Genomic DNA, 20,362 nt, shown 5'->3' on the forward strand with positions numbered 1-20,362 from the left:
ACATTTAGTTTTGGCGCCATTTAATGACGCCAAATGCCATTTTGTTTTCGTTGAAAAAGATAAGATATCAGCCCTATAATTTAATAGAACACTAGCAGAGGAGGGGAATCACGTGTTTGGATACGGAAAAAAAAATAAAGACAAGAACGCAGAACTTCTGGAACTTAGAAATATCCGTTTGAATTGCAGACCTGGAGAAAAAGAGACAGTCATAAGAGAAGTGGGGAGAATGCTTTGCGAAAGTGGCTGCGTGGATGAGTCCTATATAGACGCAATGCTTAGACGGGAACTGACCTTTCCTACGAACATCGGCAATGGGATCGCACTTCCTCACGGTGTGGAGGAAGCTAAAAAAAGCATCAGACACTCCGGTATTGCAGTCATGGTTTTTCCTGACGGAACAGACTGGGGCGGAGAAAAGGTGAATCTGGTCATAGGGATCGCAGGAGTAGGTGAGGAGCATTTGGAGATACTTTCCGTCATTGCACAGTGCCTTGCAGACCCTGATGATGTGAACCGGATCACCAGTTGCAGTGCACAGGAAATCTATACCATGTTTACCGGGAAGGGGTGTTCTTAATGATCGTTACAGTAACTATGAATCCTGCCATTGATAAAACAGTGGATATTGGAAGATTTGAACGGGGAGATTTAAACAGAATAAAGCGGGTGGAAGTGGATGCCGGAGGAAAAGGCATTAACGTTTCCAAAACAATCAGGGAATTAGGAGGAGAAAGCATTGCCACAGGTTTCGTGGGAGGAACCAGTGGCACCATCATCAGACAGGTCCTTGCTGACCTTGGCCTTAAGACCGATTTCGTAGATGTAAAAGGGGAGACAAGAACGAATTTAAAGGTGGTGGAGGAAACGGGAGAGGTGACTGAGCTTAATGAGCCTGGACCGGAAGTATCAAAGGAACAGCTTGATGATCTGCTTAACAGGCTGGACGGCTATGCAAATCCGGATACCCTGTTTGTACTGGCAGGAAGTATACCAGCGGGAATACCAACGGATATATACCGCAGGATTACGGAGCAGGTTCATCAAAAAGGGGCAAAGGTTCTGCTGGATGCAGACGGAGAGTTGTTCTCTGAATCCTTAAAAGGAAAACCGGATATGTTAAAACCCAACCGTTCCGAACTGGAACGGCATTATCAGATGGATTACAGAGCTTCCGAACAGGAACTGGTAATCATGGGAGAAAAGCTCCTTAATCACGGAGCTTCCCTGGCAGCAATTTCCCTTGGACAGATGGGTGCCATATTTTTAACAAATGAAAAACGGTACCGTTGTCCGGGACTTCGGGTAAAGGCCCATTCCACCGTAGGAGCCGGAGATGCCCTGGTTGGGGCCATGGCATACAGCTGGGATAAAAAGCTTCCTCTTGAAACCTGCATTCGTTTATGCATGGGGGCTTCTGCAGGTGCAGTGACCAGCATTGGAACCAAGCCGCCTCACCGCAGTCTGGTGGATGAATTGGTTAAGCAGGTACAGCTGTTGGAACTTTAATATTTAAATTCATGAATAAGGTTGGAGGATGGAAATATGAAAACAAAAGCGGTAAGAATGTATGGTACGGATGATCTGAGACTGGAGGAGTTTGAACTTCCGCAGATTAAGGAAGATGAGATTCTTGTAAAAATCTTAAGTGACAGTATCTGTATGTCCACCTACAAGCTGGTAAAACAAGGGAAAAAGCATAAAAGGGCGCCCCAGAACATGGATACAAATCCGGTGATTGTCGGACATGAATGTTCAGGGCTGATCGTAGAAGTTGGAAACAAGTGGAAGGATCAGTTTCAGCCTGGTCAGAAGTTTTCTTTGCAGCCAGCGTTAAATTACATGGGAAAACTGGATTCACCGGGATATTCTTATGAATTCTGCGGAGGGGCCTGTACTTACTGCATCATGCCAAACGAGGTAATGGAGCTGGGGTGCCTTCTGGATTATACAGGGGAGAGCTTCTTTGAAGCATCTCTGGGAGAACCTATGAGCTGTATTATCGGTGGATTCCATGCAAATTATCATACCAACAAAAGAAATTACGATCATGCCATGGGAACCAAAGAAGGTGGAAACATCCTGATTATGGGTGGATGCGGACCCATGGGGCTGGGAGCAGTCAGCTATGGCCTGCAGTTTGTAAATAAACCAAAAAGGATTGTTGTTACAGATATCAGTGATGAGCGGATTGCCCGGGCAAAGGAAGTGATTTCCGAGGAGTCTGCTCTGGAGAGAGGAATTGAGCTTCTCTATGTTAATACAGCAAGTATGGGTGATCCTATTGCGGAACTAACGGCAATTACCGAAGGCCATGGATATGATGATGTATTTGTCTATGTTCCTGTAAGAGAAGTGGCGGAAATGGGAGATAAGCTCCTCGCCTTTGATGGCTGCATGAACTTTTTTGCCGGCCCTTCTGACAGCCAGTTTAAGGCGGAAATTAATCTTTACAACTGCCACTACACAAGTACGCATATTATGGGAACCACAGGCGGTAACACAGATGATCTGGTAGAGGCTAATCTGCTGTCTGCCAAAGGAGCCATTGAAGCTGCTGTTATGGTAACCCATGTAGGAGGTATTGACAGCATTGCAGAGGCGACTAAGAATCTGCCTTCCATACCTGGAGGGAAAAAGCTTACCTATACACAATTTGATATGCCTTTAACAGCCATTGACGATTTTGAAGAGCTGGGAAAGACCGATCCGCTGTTTAAAAAACTCAGTGAATCCTGTAAAGCCCATAAGGGATTATGGAACGGGGAAGCGGAAAAGATCCTTTTTGATCATTTTGGTATTGACCCAAAGGAATTATAAATAAACGCGGGAATGTTACAATTCAATCATGCTGCATCCTTTTATTTGCAAATGGATGCAGTATTTTTTTATGGAAAAAACCACCACTTTAAATTTTAGAATTGTTTTATAAATTTTGAGAGCTATGTGTGTTATAATACTTTACATATTAATTCATTATTTATTAAATATTATATTCAACGAAAACGTGGGAGAACGAAAAGGTGAAACTAAAATTAAGAACACGCCTGGTCGTAGCGTTTATAATCATAACGGTCATTCCTCTGACCATGATTTTTGCCGTGGTGACAGGTTTGAGAAGCTATCAGATGAGGGCTTTCCGCAAAGCCTATAATTTAACAGAACGTGTGGATCTTTTATCCGGCAATTCCCTGCAGATATTTAACCGTCTGACCAGAGAAGAGCAAAAGGAGATCAGTGGGATCTTACAAAGTGATCCTGACAGGTTTGACGATCAGGATTTTTTGCAGAAGCTGAATGAAAAGCTGGCCACCAAGTATGCGTATATGATTGTGCGCAAAGGAGATACTCTGACATATGACGGCAACAGCCATATTACCCAGGGACTTTATGAACAGCTGCCCAAGTATGAAGAGGTAGACAGCACTCTGGACGGAGCGATTTATCTGGACGGAGAGACACAGCATCTTGTAAAGCAGATGGATTTCCTTTATTCAGACCATGAAAAGGGAAGTGTATTTATTGTGTCCAATGTAGACGGGCTTCTACCTGAAATCAAGATTATGATGGCAGAGATGCTGTTCGCAGCCATTATGATTATATTATTTACTGATGCGATTTTAATGATGTGGGTATACCGTTCTGTAGTAAGCCCGTTAGGCAGGCTGCAGATCGCCACCAAAAAGATCAAGGATGGGAATCTGGATTTTAGTCTTGAAGTGGAGAATGATGACGAGATCGGTCAGCTCTGCCAGGATTTTGAAGAGATGAGAATCCGGTTAAAGGAATCCGCAGAGGAAAAGGTGGAGTACGATAAGGAGAACAAGGAACTGCTCAGCAATATTTCCCATGATTTAAAGACACCCATTACTGCTATCAAAGGTTATGTGGAAGGAATCATGGACGGTGTTGCTTCCTCTCCGGAGAAGCTGGACCGTTATATCAGAACAATCTATAATAAAGCCAATGATATGGATAAACTGATTGATGAGCTGACCTTTTATTCCAAAATTGATACCAATAAGATTCCCTATACATTTTCCAAAATCAATGTTTCCAATTATTTTGGTGACTGCATCGATGAGGTGGGGCTGGAGATGGAGGCGAGAAATATTGAGCTTGGTTATTTCAATTACGTTGATGAAGATGTGATTGTCATAGCGGACGCAGAACAGATGCGCAGGGTCATTAATAACATTGTCAGCAATTCCGTAAAATATATGGACAAAAAAAGCGGCATTATCAATATCCGGATTAAGGATGTGGGTGATTTTATACAGGTAGAGATTGAAGATAACGGAAGAGGAATTCAGGCAAAGGATCTGCCCAATATCTTTGACCGGTTCTACCGGACGGATTCCTCAAGAAATTCTTCCCAGGGAGGCAGCGGAATCGGTTTGTCCATTGTGAAGAAAATTATTGAAGATCACGGAGGAAGAATCTGGGCCACCAGCAAGGAAGGAATTGGAACTGAGATACACTTTGTTTTAAGAAAATACCAGGAGGTCATGCAGGAATGAGCAGAATATTGATTGTGGAAGACGAAGAGAGCATCGCGGAGCTGGAGAAGGATTATCTGGAATTAAGCGGATTTGAAGTTGAAATTGAGAATAACGGAGAAGAAGGGCTTAAGCTGGCACTCCATGAAGAGTTTGATCTGTTCATCCTGGATCTGATGCTGCCCGGAGTGGATGGATTTGAGATATGCAGGAAGGTCCGTGAAGTGAAGAACACTCCCATTATCATGGTATCTGCTAAAAAAGAAGATATTGATAAAATCAGGGGACTGGGTCTTGGTGCAGATGATTATATTACGAAGCCATTTTCTCCCAGTGAGATGGTTGCCAGGGTTAAGGCGCATCTTGCCCGTTATGAGCGGCTGATTGGCAGCGGTATGCCGGACAATGAGATAATTGAGATCCGTGGTCTTAAGATTGATAAGACTGCCAGGCGCGTATGGGTGAATGGAGAGGAGAAAAACTTTACGACTAAGGAATTCGATCTTCTTACATTCCTTGCCCAGAACCCCAACCATGTTTATACCAAAGAAGAGCTGTTTAATAAAATCTGGGATATGGAATCCATTGGGGATATTGCCACAGTTACAGTTCATATTAAGAAGATTCGGGAAAAGATAGAATTTAATACGGCAAAACCCCAGTATATAGAGACAATCTGGGGAGTTGGTTACCGCTTTAAGGTGTAGAAATGAAGGAAAAATTATACGAGATACCCATGAATGATGCCATAGATGCCAATGACGAATGCCCTTTCTGCTATCTTGAACAGAAAGGGGAAGAAGAGCTGATGGATTTTGTGCTGGGATCCTGTGCTTCTTATATGGAGAGCGATACCAGAGAGAAGACAGACCGGGCCGGTTTCTGCAGGACTCATCAGAAACGGATGTTTGAATATGGCAATGCACTTGGGAATGGCTGGATATTAAAGACATATTATAAGAAACTGATCATAGAGATGCAGGAAGAGTTTAAGACGTTTTCCCCTGGGAAAAAATCATTGAAGGACCGGATTACCGGTAAGAAGGCAGAGGAAACTCCTCTCTCCCGGTGGATCGGGGAAAAAGAGAAAACCTGCTATATCTGTGACCGTTCCTTTGAGCTGCATGAACGATATATAGCAACGTTTTTTCATCTTTACAAAAAGGATGCCAGCTTCACAGAGAAGATAAAAAGCAGCAAAGGCTTTTGTCTCCACCATTTTGGAGATCTGATGAGAGGTGCAGACCGGTATTTAAACGACGAAGAGCGGGGGAAGCTCTATTCTGTGGTATTCCCCCTTATGCTTCAGAATATAGAGCGGGTTTCCGGCGATATTGACTGGTTTATCGAAAAGTATGATTATCTGAACCGGGACGCTGACTGGAAACAGTCAAAGGATGCCGTTCAGCGTGGGATGCAGAAGATCAGGGGTGGATACCCTGCAAATCCTCCCTATAAGCAAAGATAACCTGTTTTGTACTATTACGGATTGAGACGCTTAAATTGTCCCGGTGTACAGCCCGTTGTCTGGCGGAAGGTTCGGATAAAGTTGGAATAGTCATTAAATCCTGACAGATGGCAGGCTTCTGAGACTGTGTGTCCTTTAAGAAGCAGTTCCTTAGCCAGAGCCACTCGTTTTACCACAATATACTGGAAGACACTGCTTTCCGTCTCTGATTTGAATAAATGACTTAAGTAATATTTATCAAGTGAGAGGGCAAGTGAGATGGTATCTAAAGAGAGCGGTTCTGTTAAGTGGCCGTCAATATAATTCATGATTGCCTGGGCACGATGGGGCCTTGGCGCTGTTTTTACAGAGCCTGTACTCTGCCATGCCTGATTGATGAGTATTAAAATCTGTATCACAGTAGTTAATGCTGTTAAATCGCTGCCGTATAAGCAGCGGTTTTTTATTGCCTTTTCCAGATTGTGTGCCATAGAAATCAAAAGGTCATAATCTGCCTTAGACAGCAGGACCAGATTATTTTTCCCCGGATCTCTATGGAAACAGTTTAAGAGATTGGTCGATGGGGTACAATAAGGCCGTATATACGACGGATTTACGTGAATGACCAGTCTGGTAAAAGGTTCGCTTGAGGTGTTGATTGCCTTATGAATCTCCCGGTTAGAGAAAAGAATTAAATTGCCGGGACTCATATCGTAGCATGCATTCTCCACAAAATACTGGATATGACCATTTACCAGCAGATAAATCTCATGGCTGTTATGCATGTGAAAGTCTACATTTCCTGCCATGTTGCTGGTGGTAAAGTCACAGCTTATGGGATCGGTAAATTCGCTGTAATGATAGGGGCTTTCCTTTTTCATGGGACCTCCTTAAATAAACAATCTGCGCATGATTCTAGTCAATCCGCGCAAACAATTTGCGTTAAAATAAGTATATAATAAACTTGAAGAAGATACAAGGCATAGAAAAGAGGAGTGATTATGGTTCGGGTTGGAGTGATTGGCTGCGGAAACATTGGGAGGGTCCATTCCTTGATATTAAAGGAATTAAAAGAAGTCAGGATCTGTGCCATGGCCGATATCCGTATAGAAAGGGCAGAGGAATTCTGCCGCCAGTATACGGAAGGAAAAGGACATGCATATGAATCAATAGAAGAGATGCTTGAAAAGGAAGAACTTGATGGAGTACATATCTGTACGCCTCATTACTGTCATGTTCCCATGGCTGTAATGGCCTTAAAGATGGGGGTTCACGTATTTATGGAAAAACCTCCGGCTATCAGCAGGGATCAGTTTGAACAGTTAAAAGAAGCATCAATAAACAGCGGCGGAAGGCTTGGAATCTGTTTTCAGAACCGGTATAACGAGACGACCAGAAAAGTCTCTGAGCTGATTGAGGAGGGCAGAATCGGCGCTATAAGGGGAGGAAGGGCATTTGTTACCTGGCACAGGGATGCTCCCTATTACACAGAAAGTGGTTGGAGAGGCAGGCTTGATACAGAGGGCGGCGGAGCCCTCATGAACCAGTCCATTCATGCCCTTGACTTATTGCTTCACTGGCTGGGAAAACCAGTCAGGACAGAAGCTTCCATGAGAAACCATCACTTAAGCGGGATTGTGGAGGTAGAGGATACACTGGAAGCCTATATGGAGTTCACTAAGGGGAAAGAACCGGTGAGGGCCAGCTTTTATGCAACAACAGCCTATGTGAATGATGCACCTGTACTGATTGAAATTGCAGGGGAAATAGGATTTATCAGGCTGGAAGGGGATACGGTTACTTGTCAGGAAGCAGGAGATACAGAACCCTTTATCTGGCGTTCTCCCAAAGGCCGGGTACCTGGAAAAGCCTACTGGGGCAGCGGACATGAGGCCTGCATTCACGATTTTTATGACTGTGTTAATACAGGAAAGGTTTTTAGAAATGATCTGGAGTCGGTCGGGCTTACATTTGATACCATGATGGATATATATGAATCAGCAGAAAGCGGGGAAAAATAACAATGGAAAAAGTCAGATTGGGAATCATAGGAATTGGAAACATGGGGACGAACCATTTGAAGAGTATTCAGGAAGGGAAGGTTCCGGAGATTGTAGTGACAGCCGTGGCTGACCGGGAGGATGGGCGGATTGCCTGGGCGAAAGAACATATGCCGGCAGAGACTGCATTTTTTTCAGAAGGAACGGATTTAATTAATGCAGGAGTATGTGATGCTGTATTAATCGCAGTTCCCCACTATCAGCACCCGGAACTTACAATTTATGCCCTGGAACATGGACATCATGTCATGTGCGAAAAACCCGCAGGTGTTTATACGGCCCAGGTTAGAAAGATGAACGAAGCTGCCGAAAAGTCCGACCGTGTATTTGCCATGATGTTTAATCAGCGAACTAACTGCATATACAGGAAGATGCATGAGCTGGTAACCGGAGGGGAGTTAGGAGCAATTAAGCGCGTTAACTGGATTGTGACAGACTGGTACCGGACACAGTCCTACTACGATTCCGGAAGCTGGAGAGCCACCTGGGACGGTGAGGGCGGAGGTGTCCTCTTAAATCAGTGCCCTCACAATATGGATCTGCTTCAGTGGATCTGCGGAATGCCGGACAAAGTGCGCGCCTTCTGCCACAATGGAAAATGGCATGATATTGAAGTGGAAGACGATGTGACCGCTTATATGGAATATCCAAACGGAGCCACAGGCGTCTTTGTAACAACCACTGCAGATGCTCCTGGAACCAACCGGTTTGAAATTACCATGGAGATGGGAAAGCTGGTCTGTGAAAATGACCGTCTCATGCTCCACAAGCTGGCAGAGAATGAGCGTACCTTCTGTAAAACAGCTAAGGGCGGCTTTGATACTCCTGAATGTACCGTTACAGAAGTTGAGACAGACGGCATGAATGAGCAGCACGCAGGTATATTAAAGGCGTTTGCAGCAAGAATTCTTAAGGGAACTCCTTTGGTTGCAGAAGGTGTGGAAGGTATTAACGGGCTGACCTTATCCAATGCTATGCATTTATCCAGCTGGCTGGACCGGGAGATTGAGGTGCCGTTTGATGAAAATCTGTTTTTAGAGGAACTGAATAAACGCCGTGCTGCATCAAGAAAGAAAGAGGGAACCGGCGTGGTGTTCGATACAGAAGGAAGTTACTAAGAAAAGGAGAAAATTATTATGTGGGATAAGATTAAGCTGTCCGGCTTTGCCGATGAAATTGATACGAATTTAGATATTCAGATGAATGTGCTGAAAAAACTGGGGATGTCATACGTGGAAATGCGTGGGGTTGATGGAAAGGGACTGGTGGAACATACCATAAATGAGGCAAAGGAAATAAAAGCCCGCCTTACAGACAATGGAATTTTCTTATCTTCCGTGGGTTCTCCCATTGGTAAGATTAAAATTACGGATGAGTTTGCACCGCATATGGAATTATTCAAACACACCGTTGAAATTGCTCATGTAATGGATACACCCAATATCCGTATGTTCAGCTTTTTTATGCCGGAAAATGAAAGCTATGCGCCTTACAAGAATCAGGTCATGGATCAGTTGGGACAGTTTGTGGACTACGCTAAAGCAAACAAAGTCATTCTTCTTCATGAAAATGAAAAAGATATTTATGGGGATATGGCAGACCGGTGTCTGGAAATCATGAAGGAATTTTATGGTGATCATTTTCAGGCAGTGTTTGATTTCGCCAACTTTGTCCAGTGCAAACAGGACACCATGGAAGCGTATGAGATGTTAAAACCCTATATTTCCTATGTTCATATTAAGGATGCCCTCTGGTCAGATGCAAGCGTGGTTCCTGCAGGAATGGGAGACGGAAATGTGGAAAAGATCCTCAGAAAATTAAAAGACAGTGGATATCAGGGATTCTTATCTCTGGAACCTCATTTAAGTGATTTCGCAGGATTTTCTGCTTTGGAAAAGAATGGAGACCAAAAGAAAAAAATGAGCGGAGAAGAAGCATTTACAATGGCGCATGATGCTCTGGTGAAAATTCTGAATACAATCTCATAAAAATTACTAATGGAAGTGGCCCTGTCTGGAAGTTTATACCAGGCGGGGCTTTTGGGTTTAATCCCCGCGGCTAATCTGTTTAATATAAGCGCTTGGTGACATGCCCGTATTTTTCTTGAAAATCTGACTGAAATACTGAGGATTGTTTCCACAGCCCACCTTCTCTGCAATACACTGGATTTGTTCTGTACTTCCTTCCATTAACAACTGCTTTGCCTTCTGGATTCTCTGGGTTGTAAGGTAATTGGAGAATTTTTGCCTGGCTCCTCCTCCGATTACGGAGCCATGTTTGCAATGGCAACACTGTCCATCATGCCGGCAGTTCTGATTTTTATCAGTCTGCAGAAGTATCTGGTGGAAGGGATCAGTACATCTGGTTTAAAAGGTTAAAAAATGGCAGAGACAGTACAAAAAACAGCTTTTTTGTACGTCTCTGTCTTTATTTTATGGTTAGACCTTTCATTTGCCTGGTTAAATTGATATAATTGGGCAGCTTAATAGTACAATCTTGTTCGGATACAGGGAATGGAGGAAATTATGATTTACAATGTATTGGAATTCGGAGCAAAAGGCGATGGGACCGGAAATGATGCAGGGGCGATTCAGAAAGCGATTGATGAATGCACCGGCGCAGGCGGCGGACGGGTACTGCTTCCAGGCGGGCATATCTATAACAGCGGTTCGATTCTTTTGAAATCAAATGTGGAACTTCATCTGGAGATGGGAGCCGTTTTAAAAGCCAGCAGTGATTTAAACGATTATTACCCTCTGGCAAACGGCGGCAGAATTGTGGCTCATGAATCCGGTCTTCCTTCTTTTTTAAACAGCGAATATAACGGCAGACCGTTTCATGCATTTATCTACGGCTATGACCAGGAGAATGTGGCGATCACCGGCCTGGGAACCATAGATGCCAATGAATCAATTTTTTACGGGGATAATTCCGGCTATCACATTGAAGGTACTTACTACCCCAGAATTCCTCTGATGCTTTTAGAAAAATTCCGCCATCTTACCATCCGTGATGTAAGGCTGGTAAACTGTGCGTTCTGGACGGTTCATCTTGTGGGCTGTGATGATGTTTTAATTGAGGGAATCCGTCTTTTAAATAACTTACAGATGGCAAATTCTGATGGTATTGATCCGGATCACTGTACCAATGTACGGATTATCGGCTGCCACATTGAATGCGGCGACGATGCCATCGTATTAAAAAATTCTGGTGATTATAATCATTACGGGCCATGTGAGAATATCGTAATCTCTGACTGCACCTTAATTTCCACCAGTGCAGCCATTAAATTCGGAACAGAAGGAGAATGCGATTTCAGAAACGTGCTGGTAGAAAACTGTGCAATCAGCAAAAGCAATCGTGGTATATCCATACAGATTCGGGACGGGGGGAATGTAGAGAATGTGGTATTTTCTAATATTACCATCGAGACACGCAGGTTCTCCCATGAGTGGTGGGGAAGAGCAGAACCGGTCTGTATCACGGCTCATGACAGAAAACCTGGGGTAAAAGCCGGAAAAATAAGAAATGTGCGGTTTGAGAACATCAGCTGCAAAGGAGAGAACGGAATCTTTATCCGCGGAAGTGAAGACAACTATATTGAAGATGTGAGTTTTGAAAACATCCATCTCACTCTGGAGAAAAGCTCCCGCTGGGACATTGAGGGATATGATATCCGCCCCTGCCAGGGAGATGGACTGATTCGTACAAAAATATCCGGAATATATGCAGAGTATGCTAAAGATATCCGGTTTGAACATGTGAAGATCCATGTGGCAGAAAGCATGAGACCTTTTTACAAACAGGATGTCACCATATGCCGGGCGGAAGATATCATCATCTAACTTTCATGGGATGCTATGGAAATGGCGCAGTTTTGCTCTTTACAATAGGAGCAGAACGCGTCATCCGGCATTTTTTCGGTTAAAATGTAGTCGAACTGATTCATATCTCCATAGGTCATCAAAGATGCCCGTCCAAACTTTGAGGAATCTGCCAGAAGATAATGCTTCTGGCTTTTTTTTAATGCTGCTTTTTTAATATTATACTCATCGGTGGATGCGTTGCAGATGCCTGAAAGTACAGAAACCCCGGTACATGCCATAAAAGCACGCACAATATTATAATCTTCCAGATATTCCACACAGGAGCTGCCGGTGAGAGAGGCAGTATCCCTTTTTAACGTGCCAGGGAGCACAATTAAATCAATATTTGGATAATTCATGGATTTGTTAATGACCTGGATGCTGTTTGTTATGACTGTGACTGTATTTAAATGGGTAAGATAGTCCACAATATTCATGGTTGTAGTGCCGCTGTCAATGAATATGATATCCCGCTCCCTCACGAATGAGGCAGCCAGGGCGGCAATTCTCTGCTTGTTTAAAAAGTTACGGCTGGCCCTGTCCTGAAAGGTAACCAGATCCGGTATGGGTAAAATGTTTTCAGAAGCAATGACGCCTCCATATACTTTTTCTACATTCCCTCTGGATACAAGTACTTCCAGATCGCGCCGCAAGGTGTTTTTGGATATCTGAAATAACTCACACAGAGTGTCAATGGATGCGGACTTATGTTCGAGGATATATTGCTCTATTTGATCTATTCGGGAAATTCTCATACTCATACTCCTTTTGCTCTGGTTCCTTAAATCTGTTGCTGCCTTCCTATTATAGCAGATAGATTAAAAAATATCAAGAAATCACCAATAGATGACCAAATTTCAAAAAAAATTTCGTGGTACATCTTGACCTCAGTCGATTTCGGTGTTAGAATATAACCAACACATTACAATAAATAAATCAAAACATACTCATAAAAGGGAGGAAGCAGAGGGAACAAAACATGGGATTAGTAAAAATGAAAGAACTGCTGAAGCAGGCGTCAGAGCAGAACCGGGCGGCAGGAGCATTCAGTGTGGGGAATTTAGAGATGGTGAAGGGGGCTGTGAAGGCAGCAGAGGAAATGAATACTCCCATTATCTTACAGATTGCAGAAGTGCGTCTGCCCCATTCGCCCCTGTGTTTCATGGGACCTATGATGGTTGAGGCTGCCAGGAATGCGAAGGTGGATATTGCGGTTCATTTGGATCACGGCAAAACCTTGGCCGTGTTAAAACAGGCTCTGGACTACGGATTTACTTCAGTCATGATGGACGGCTCTACTCTTCCTTTTGAAGAGAATATAAAAAAGACATTAGAGGCTGTTTCTCTTGCCAGAGAATATGGAGCCACAGTAGAGGCGGAGCTTGGTCTGGTAGGCGGAAGTGAAGATGGTAGCACAGATGAAGGAATCCGCTGCACCAATCCCGGGGACGCGAAAGTATTTTGTGAAAAGACGGGTGTGGATGCACTGGCAGTAGCCATCGGCAACGCCCACGGCAACTATCCGGTAGCTCCGAGACTGGCTTTTGATGTTTTAAAAGCCATAGACGAAACGACAGATATCCCTCTGGTCCTTCACGGCGGAACGGGAATCACCCCGGAAGATTTTAGAAAAGCAGCTGGTCTGGGAATCCGTAAAATCAACATTGCAACAGCCAGTTTTGACAGCCTTACAAAGAAAGCGGAAGCGTATCTCAAATCAGAAGGGAAACATGATTACTTCGGACTGAATGAAGCCATGGTCCAGGGAGTCTATGAGAATGTGAAACGGCATATCAGGATCTTTAACTGTGCAGAGCCGCTGTCATTTTCTTAATATAAACAATGATGTTATTACTACCATAAAATAAAACTGCAGAGAAAGGAATGGATAGAAAGATGGGAGAAGTTAAAACATTAAAGTATTTTGTAAACGGTCAGTGGAAGGAGTCTGCAACAAATAAGTATACAGATGCCTACAATCCAAGTACCGGTGAAGTGATTGCAAAAGTACCATGCTGTACTCCGGATGAAGTGAAAGAGGCTGTAGCAGCAGCAAAAGCGGCATTTCCATCCTGGTCGGCAACCCCTGTTATTAAGAGAGTTCAGATCCTCTATAAGCTGAGAGATTTACTGATTGAACACATGGATGAACTGACCATGCTGGTAGCAACAGAAAATGGTAAAAACTGGGATGAGGCACAGGGCGATGTTCTGAAAGCAAAGGAAGGAACTGAGCAGGCCATCAGCGCTCCGTCACTGATGATGGGTGAGAGTTTAATGGACGCTTCCAGTGGATTTGATACTGTTTTATACCGTATGCCTCTGGGCGTATTTGCTGGAATTGTGCCATTTAATTTCCCTGCAATGATCCCCATGGGCTGGATGACTCCGATGTGTATTGCCTGCGGAAATACCATTGTCTTAAAAGCAGCTTCCTTCACACCTCAGTCCAGCATGCGTATTGCAGAGCTGTACAAAGAAGCAGGGCTTCCTGACGGTGTCATTAACATTGTTACATGCTCCAGAAACGAAGCAGAGATTCTTCTTACTCATGAAGATGTAAAAGGCATAACTTTTGTAGGTTCCACATCTGTAGGAAAGCATATTTATTCCACAGCTGCAGCGACTGGCAAGAGAGTTCAGGCTCTTTGTGAAGCAAAGAACCATGCTCTGGTCTTAAAAGATGCACCTGTTAAACGTGTAGCAGCTGGAATCATCAACTCCACTTTTGGCTGCGCCGGTGAAAGGTGTATGGCTCTGCCTGTTGTGGTAGTACAGGAAGAGATTGCAGATAAGCTTGTGGCAGAGATTGTGGCTCAGGCTAAGAAGTTAAAAGTAGGACCTGCTTACGACAAGACAACCAATCTGGGCCCGGTTATTAACAAGGCACACAAAGAATCAGTCGTAAAATGGATTGAAACAGGAATTGCAGAAGGAGCCAAGCTGGTACTGGATGGCCGCGACGTGGCAGTGGAAGGCTATGAGAACGGATTTTATTTAGGGCCTACCATTCTTGATCATGTAACTCCTGAAATGAGTGTAGGAGAAAAAGAAATCTTCGGACCGGTTCTGTGCATTAAGAGAGTAAAGACATTTGAAGAAGGACTGGAAGTGATGAATGCCAATCCATACGCTAACGGTTCCGTAATCTTTACCCAGAACGGCCGTTATGCAAGAGAGTTTGCAAGACATACAGACGGCGGTATGGTGGGTGTTAACGTAGGGATCCCGGTGCCGGTTGGTATGTTCCCGTTCAACGGAAACAAGCTGTCCTTTATCGGAGACCTTCACTGCTTAGGAAAAGATGGATACCGCTTCTATACAGAAAACAAAGTTGTTACAACCAGATGGTTTGACGAAGAAACAGGTGAATCCACAACTGTGAATACCTGGGATGGTACAATTTAATATATCTTTTTGTGAAAAATAGCACGCATATACTTGCGTGCTATTTTTATGTGTGATATGATTGGTAAAGTGAATTTCTAAAAGGAGAGAAAAGATGGCGGGAACGATTCGGGAAATAGCAGAACGAGCAGGTGTGTCCAGAGGAACGGTAGACCGCGCTTTAAATAACAGAGGACGGATCAGCAAAGAGGTGGCAGAGCGGATTTTCCAGATTGCAGATGAAATCGGCTATGTGCCGAAAAAGGATAAAAACGCAGTGAAAAGGGAGCCGGTTAAAATCGGCATCGTAACCCAGCTTTCTAAATCATCCTTCATGATTCCGATCAGAAAAGGCCTGGAGGACGCACAAAAGGAATTGAAAAAAAGAGAGATCGGATTTGTGACGGAGGAATGTGTTACGGTCAGCGAAGAGGAGCAGCTGGCGGCACTGGAACGGCTGGAAAAAAGCAAGGTTTCCGGCATTGCAATCATGCCGGTGGAATGTGATAAAATCAGGGATAAAATTAATGCTCTCATCGGGCAGGGCATATCGGTTGTCACCTTTAATACAGATATTGTGGGAACCAGACGCAGCTGCTTTGTGGGTCAGGATAATAAAAAGAGCGGCCGCACTGCAGCAGGTCTTATGGGGATGCTAACCGGCGGCCAGGGAAAGATTCTTGCGATTACAGGATATTTTGGGAACAGCGTGAACAGCATGCGTGTGGATGGGTTTGTGGAAGAAATAAAGAGAACATTTCCGGAGTTTGAGCTTGTGGGCGTGCAGAGCAGCTTTGATGAAAAGGAGGAGGTGGAGAAGATTCTGATTAATACCCTGACTGCCTATCCGGATCTGCAGGGTGCGGTGATATTCTCAGGAGGACAGGGGGGGATAAAAAAGGCGTTTGAAGAACTGAATCTGGAGAAAAAGCCTCATATTATCATCTATGATTTAACCACAGGGAATATCCGTGCTCTGGAAGAGGGAATCGCCGATTTTTTAATCGATCAGAACGGCTATACCCAGGGGTATCGTGCCCTGTTTATACTTGCAGATATTATGCAGTCAGGAAGCAGGAAAGAGCAGGAATATTTTTACACGGATATTGTTATTAAAACTAAATATAATATTTAAAATCAAGTGGAATCAGGAGTCTGTTTATCATAAAAAAACAGGTCCTGATTTTTTTAATTATTGAACAAAATTGCTTGCACGCGGACTGCGTGCGTGGTATAATATAGGCACATGAGACGAGGGAAAAAGCACGCAAAACAGATGGGAGAGGTGTAACGATGGAATATGTAAAATTTGACGAAGCCCGGGAGTTTGATTTAATCCTTCTTGGCAGGGTGGCAATTGATTTTAACCCTGCTTACAATGAGCAGGTGAAGGAAGAATTTAAGCCCTTAAAGAAGGTTCACATGTTTGAAAAGTTTGTAGGTGGTTCTCCGGCCAACATCGCCGTAGGCGTGACAAGGCATGGTATGAAAGCCGGATTTATCGGGAAAGTATCAGATGACCAGTTCGGTGAATTTGTAGTGGATTATTTCAATGAGCAGGGGATCGATACGTCACATATTACCCCATGTAAAAATGGTGAGAAACTGGGGCTGACGTTTACGGAGATGCTCTCCTCCAGCGAAAGCAGCATATTAATGTACCGCAATTGCATTGCTGATTTACAGCTGGATGTGGAAGATATCGATGAAGAATATATAAAAAAGACAAAGGCTGTTTTGATTTCCGGGACTGCACTTGCTCAGAGTCCTTCCAGGGAAGCCGCTCTTAAGACCGTGATGCTGGCGAAAAGAAACGATGTCAGAATTATTTTTGACATTGATTACAGGGCCTACAACTGGAAAAATACGGATGAAATCTCGATTTATTATTCTGCAGTTGCAAAAGAAGCTGATATTATTATGGGATCAAGAGAGGAATTTGATTTAACAGAAAAACTGATCAGATCTGGTATGACTGATGAAGAAAGTGCGGCACTGTGGCAGGGATATCATGCGAAAATCGTTGTAATTAAGCATGGTATGAAGGGGTCTACGGCTTACACATGCGACGGACAGTCATTTTCCATCAAACCGTTCCCGGTAGAGGCCAGAAAGGGCTTTGGCGGCGGAGATGGATATGGTTCCGGCTTCTTATATGGTCTGTATCAGGGCTGGGATATTATTGACTGCCTGGAATTTGGTTCAGCAGAGGCGTCCATGATGGTAAAGAGCAACAACTGCTCGGATTCTCTGCCAGCACCAGAGGAAGTGCATGCATTTATAAAAGATGAAAAGGAAAAATTCGGTGAGATGATCGCCCGTGTATAATAAATAAAAAGGAGAGCGGAACATGTCAAAAACAATAAGGATGACAACAGCACAGGCACTGGTAAAGTTCCTGGATAACCAGTATGTTTCAGTGGATGGAACAGAAATAAAGTTTGTTGAAGGTTTTTTTACAATTTTCGGTCATGGAATTGCAGTCGGCCTGGGAGAAGCTCTGGATACAGATCCGGGCCAGCTTCGGGTGCTTCAGGGCAGAAATGAGCAGGGCATGTGCCACACAGCCATCGCATTTGCCAAACAAAATCAGCGCAGAAGAATCATCCCCTGTGCCTCATCAGTCGGACCTGGCGCTGCCAATATGGTGACTGCCTGCGCCACTGCAACTGTTAACAATATCCCGCTTCTGGTATTTCCGGCGGATACCTTTGCATCCAGACAGCCTGATCCGGTACTTCAGCAGTTAGAGCAGAGCAGCAGCCTTGCTACTACCACCAACGATGCATTTAAACCGGTATGCAAGTACTGGGACCGGATCACCAGACCAGAGATGATTATGAGTGCCTTAATCAATGCCATGCGTGTGCTCACCGATCCGGCAGAGACAGGGGCGTGCTGCATTTCTCTCTGTCAGGATGTGGAGGGAGAATCATTTGATTATCCGGAGTATTTCTTTAAGAAACGGGTTCATAAGATTACCAGACCTGTGGCAGTAGAGGAAGAGCTTAATGAGATTGCTGACATCATTGCAGGTGCTGAGAAACCAATTGTAATCGTGGGCGGAGGTGTCCGCTACTCGGATGCCGGCGAAACTGTAGAAAAATTCTGTGAAGAATTCAAAATCCCGTTTGGGGAGAGTCAGGCTGGAAAGAGTGCCTGTAAGTCAAGCCATCCGTACTGCCTTGGAGGTATTGGAGTAACAGGTACTTATGCCTCCAATGTCATAGCAAAGGATGCGGATGTGGTAATCGCCATCGGTACCAGACTGAGCGATTTTACAACCAGCTCCAAGTGGCTGTTTCAGAGAGAAAATGTGAAGATTGTTACAATCAATAACAACAGATTTCATGCCTATAAGATGGATGCATCCATGGCAGTGGGCGATGCGAAAGTAACCGTAGAGGCGCTGACTGAAAAGCTGAGAGATAAAAAGTATGTATCCCGGTATCAGAAAGAAATCACAGATGCCAAAGCAAAATGGGATGAAGAAATGGTGCACTTAGGCAGCATTGAGTATACAGGAGATGATTTCGAACCCATTATTAAGGCGAGAGATCCCAGAACAATTCCGGAATTTGTCCGCCTGACCAATGGTAAGATTACCCAGACTGCCGCGCTTGCGGCTATCAGAAGAGTGATTGATGAAGATGCCACTATTATTACTGCCGGAGGTTCCCTTCCAAGCTGTATGCAGCGTATGTGGACCACCGACAAACGGGGCGGATACCATGCGGAATACGGATATTCCTGTATGGGATATGAAGTGGCAGCAACCCTGGGCGTTAAATTTGCAGAACCGGAAAATGAGGTTTACTGTGTAGTGGGTGACTCCAGTTTTCAGATGCTTCACAGTGAGATCATGACCATTATGCAGGAAAGACAGAAAGTTAATATCCTGATATTTGATAACTGCGGATTTGGCTGTATCAACAATCTGGAGATGAACCATGGAATCGGCAGCCTTGCCACAGAATACCGCTATACAGACGGTAAGAAACCAACTGGTGATTTAATACCTGTTGACTATGCGAAAATCGGAGAGGGCTATGGCCTGAAAACCTATACCTGCCGTACCATCGGGGAGCTGGAAGATTCCTTAAAAGATGCGAAGAGTCAGGAAAAAGCCTGTCTGTTTGACTTAAAGGTTATTCCAAAGACAATGTCTGACGGGTATGAGTCCTGGTGGAACGTAGGACTTGCTGATGTTTCCCAAAAAGCCAGCGTAAAAGAGGCATGGGAAAAAGTTCTGGAAGGAAGAAATGAGGCAAGAAAATATTAATAACGGACATCGAAAGAAAGGAAGAAAACTATGAGCCAGGTATTCGGATATCCGGAATTTGATGAGTCCGGAGAAAAGATATTAACCACTTATACCAATGAGTATAAGGATATGAGAATGGACATTCGGGTTTACCGCATGAAGGCCGGAGAGATCAGGACTTTCATAAAAGAGAAGGAAGAAACAGCAGTGCTTCTTTTAAAAGGAAAAATTGTTTACTGCGGAGGAAATATCCAACAGGAAGCCTCAAGGGTTGATGTTTTTACGGAAGGACCGTGGTGTCTGCATGGTTGTGCAGGTACAAAAATTACCGTGGAAGCAAAAGAGGATTCTGAGATTTTAGTTCAGTCAGCTGAAAATGAGAAAACATTTGAACCAAAGCTGTATCAGCCTGAAGACGCACCGTGGAAATACTCCGCTGTAGGTAAGTTTGGCAATGTGGCAAAACGGCAGGTGAATACGATTTTTGACATTGAGATCGCTCCTTATTCCAACATGGTTCTGGGAGAGGTTTTAAATGACAGGGGTAACTGGTCCGGTTACCTTCCCCACAGACATCCACAGCCTGAGACCTATTATTTCCTGTTTGACCGTCCGGAGGGATTCGGTGCAAGCTTTGTAGGAGATCAGGTATTTAAAAGCACAGATGGCAGCTTTTCAGCAATACCGGGAGGGGAGCTTCATCCCCAGGCAGTTGCACCAGGATTCCAGATGTATACCTGTTGGATGATCCGCCATCTTGAGGGAAATCCGTGGAATCAGACAGACCGTAACGAAGATGAACGTTACTTGTGGCTGCATGATGCCAAATTTTAATAACA

19 protein-coding genes are annotated in these 20,362 nt (G+C 44.2%); 16 read left to right on the forward strand and 3 right to left on the reverse strand.

The window, feature by feature from the left end:
- The first annotated feature begins 112 nt into the window (after window positions 1-112).
- From RZO55_RS17980 to RZO55_RS18005, 6 genes are all read left to right on the forward strand, one after another.
- Window positions 113-580 (forward strand): PTS mannitol transporter subunit IIA, encoded by a 468-nt coding sequence (locus RZO55_RS17980; protein ID WP_318065640.1) that lies wholly within the window; start codon window positions 113-115, stop codon window positions 578-580.
- Entirely contained in the window at window positions 580-1,509 is a 930-nt protein-coding gene (gene pfkB, locus RZO55_RS17985; RefSeq protein WP_318065641.1) for a 1-phosphofructokinase, read from the forward strand. The genes RZO55_RS17980 and pfkB overlap by 1 nt, the downstream gene beginning before the upstream one ends.
- A 36-nt stretch (window positions 1,510-1,545) precedes the next feature.
- Window positions 1,546-2,820, forward strand: a complete 1,275-nt coding sequence (locus RZO55_RS17990) for a zinc-binding dehydrogenase (protein WP_318065642.1) — start codon at window positions 1,546-1,548, stop codon at window positions 2,818-2,820.
- 203 nt (window positions 2,821-3,023) lie between these two features.
- Window positions 3,024-4,520 (forward strand): sensor histidine kinase, encoded by a 1,497-nt coding sequence (locus RZO55_RS17995; RefSeq protein WP_336624328.1) that lies wholly within the window; start codon window positions 3,024-3,026, stop codon window positions 4,518-4,520.
- The gene (locus tag RZO55_RS18000; RefSeq protein WP_318065643.1) at window positions 4,517-5,206 is read left to right on the forward strand and encodes a response regulator transcription factor; all 690 of its coding nucleotides are present in this window, start codon (window positions 4,517-4,519) and stop codon (window positions 5,204-5,206) included. Before RZO55_RS17995 ends, RZO55_RS18000 begins: the two co-directional genes overlap by 4 nt.
- Before the next feature lie 2 nt (window positions 5,207-5,208).
- Window positions 5,209-5,967, forward strand: coding sequence for a DUF6062 family protein (locus RZO55_RS18005; RefSeq protein ID WP_318065644.1), 759 nt, complete (start codon window positions 5,209-5,211; stop codon window positions 5,965-5,967).
- A gap of 14 nt (window positions 5,968-5,981) precedes the next feature.
- On the opposite strand, the gene RZO55_RS18010 is transcribed toward RZO55_RS18005, so the two are convergent.
- On the reverse strand, window positions 5,982-6,827 hold the full coding sequence (locus tag RZO55_RS18010; protein WP_318065645.1) for an AraC family transcriptional regulator: 846 nt from the start codon (window positions 6,825-6,827) through the stop codon (window positions 5,982-5,984).
- Window positions 6,828-6,947: 120 nt separating this feature from the next.
- On the opposite strand from RZO55_RS18010, the gene RZO55_RS18015 reads away from it, so the two are divergent.
- The 3 genes from RZO55_RS18015 to RZO55_RS18025 are packed head-to-tail and all read left to right on the forward strand — an operon-like array spanning window position 6,948 to window position 9,994.
- On the forward strand, window positions 6,948-7,967 hold the full coding sequence (locus tag RZO55_RS18015) for a Gfo/Idh/MocA family protein (RefSeq protein WP_318065646.1): 1,020 nt from the start codon (window positions 6,948-6,950) through the stop codon (window positions 7,965-7,967).
- Window positions 7,968-7,969: 2 nt separating this feature from the next.
- Window positions 7,970-9,124, forward strand: coding sequence for a Gfo/Idh/MocA family protein (locus RZO55_RS18020; RefSeq protein ID WP_318065647.1), 1,155 nt, complete (start codon window positions 7,970-7,972; stop codon window positions 9,122-9,124).
- An 18-nt stretch (window positions 9,125-9,142) separates the two neighbouring features.
- Entirely contained in the window at window positions 9,143-9,994 is an 852-nt protein-coding gene (locus tag RZO55_RS18025) for a sugar phosphate isomerase/epimerase family protein (RefSeq protein WP_318065648.1), read from the forward strand.
- A gap of 57 nt (window positions 9,995-10,051) precedes the next feature.
- On the opposite strand, the gene RZO55_RS18030 is transcribed toward RZO55_RS18025, so the two are convergent.
- Window positions 10,052-10,270 carry a helix-turn-helix domain-containing protein gene (locus RZO55_RS18030; protein ID WP_336624330.1) on the reverse strand — a complete coding sequence of 73 codons (219 nt, stop codon included), beginning with the start codon at window positions 10,268-10,270 and terminating at the stop codon, window positions 10,052-10,054.
- A gap of 261 nt (window positions 10,271-10,531) precedes the next feature.
- Here RZO55_RS18030 and RZO55_RS18040 point away from each other — a divergent pair, with 261 nt between their 5' ends.
- Window positions 10,532-11,851 carry a glycoside hydrolase family 28 protein gene (locus RZO55_RS18040; protein WP_318065649.1) on the forward strand — a complete coding sequence of 440 codons (1,320 nt, stop codon included), beginning with the start codon at window positions 10,532-10,534 and terminating at the stop codon, window positions 11,849-11,851.
- Here the strand turns inward: RZO55_RS18040 and RZO55_RS18045 are convergent.
- Window positions 11,848-12,627 (reverse strand): DeoR/GlpR family DNA-binding transcription regulator, encoded by a 780-nt coding sequence (locus RZO55_RS18045; RefSeq protein WP_318065650.1) that lies wholly within the window; start codon window positions 12,625-12,627, stop codon window positions 11,848-11,850. The genes RZO55_RS18040 and RZO55_RS18045 overlap by 4 nt on opposite strands.
- A 224-nt stretch (window positions 12,628-12,851) precedes the next feature.
- Between RZO55_RS18045 and RZO55_RS18050 the strand changes: the two genes are divergently transcribed.
- From RZO55_RS18050 to RZO55_RS18075, 6 genes are all read left to right on the forward strand, one after another.
- Window positions 12,852-13,706 (forward strand): class II fructose-bisphosphate aldolase, encoded by an 855-nt coding sequence (locus tag RZO55_RS18050; protein WP_318065651.1) that lies wholly within the window; start codon window positions 12,852-12,854, stop codon window positions 13,704-13,706.
- Window positions 13,707-13,756: 50 nt separating this feature from the next.
- Window positions 13,757-15,280 (forward strand): CoA-acylating methylmalonate-semialdehyde dehydrogenase, encoded by a 1,524-nt coding sequence (locus RZO55_RS18055; RefSeq protein WP_439100061.1) that lies wholly within the window; start codon window positions 13,757-13,759, stop codon window positions 15,278-15,280.
- Window positions 15,281-15,353: 73 nt separating this feature from the next.
- A complete protein-coding gene (locus tag RZO55_RS18060; protein WP_336624331.1) occupies window positions 15,354-16,394 on the forward strand; it encodes a LacI family DNA-binding transcriptional regulator in 1,041 nt (346 codons plus the stop codon).
- Window positions 16,395-16,552: 158 nt separating this feature from the next.
- The gene (iolC, locus tag RZO55_RS18065) at window positions 16,553-17,587 is read left to right on the forward strand and encodes a 5-dehydro-2-deoxygluconokinase (protein ID WP_318065653.1); all 1,035 of its coding nucleotides are present in this window, start codon (window positions 16,553-16,555) and stop codon (window positions 17,585-17,587) included.
- 22 nt (window positions 17,588-17,609) lie between these two features.
- The gene (gene iolD / locus RZO55_RS18070; protein ID WP_318065654.1) at window positions 17,610-19,541 is read left to right on the forward strand and encodes a 3D-(3,5/4)-trihydroxycyclohexane-1,2-dione acylhydrolase (decyclizing); all 1,932 of its coding nucleotides are present in this window, start codon (window positions 17,610-17,612) and stop codon (window positions 19,539-19,541) included.
- A gap of 30 nt (window positions 19,542-19,571) precedes the next feature.
- Window positions 19,572-20,357: a 5-deoxy-glucuronate isomerase gene (locus RZO55_RS18075; protein ID WP_318065655.1), complete on the forward strand. Its 786-nt coding sequence runs from the start codon at window positions 19,572-19,574 to the stop codon at window positions 20,355-20,357.
- The last annotated feature ends 5 nt before the right edge of the window (window positions 20,358-20,362 follow it).

This window comes from Clostridium boliviensis, from assembly GCF_033342255.1.
Taxonomy (GTDB): domain Bacteria; phylum Bacillota; class Clostridia; order Lachnospirales; family Lachnospiraceae; genus Lacrimispora; species Lacrimispora boliviensis.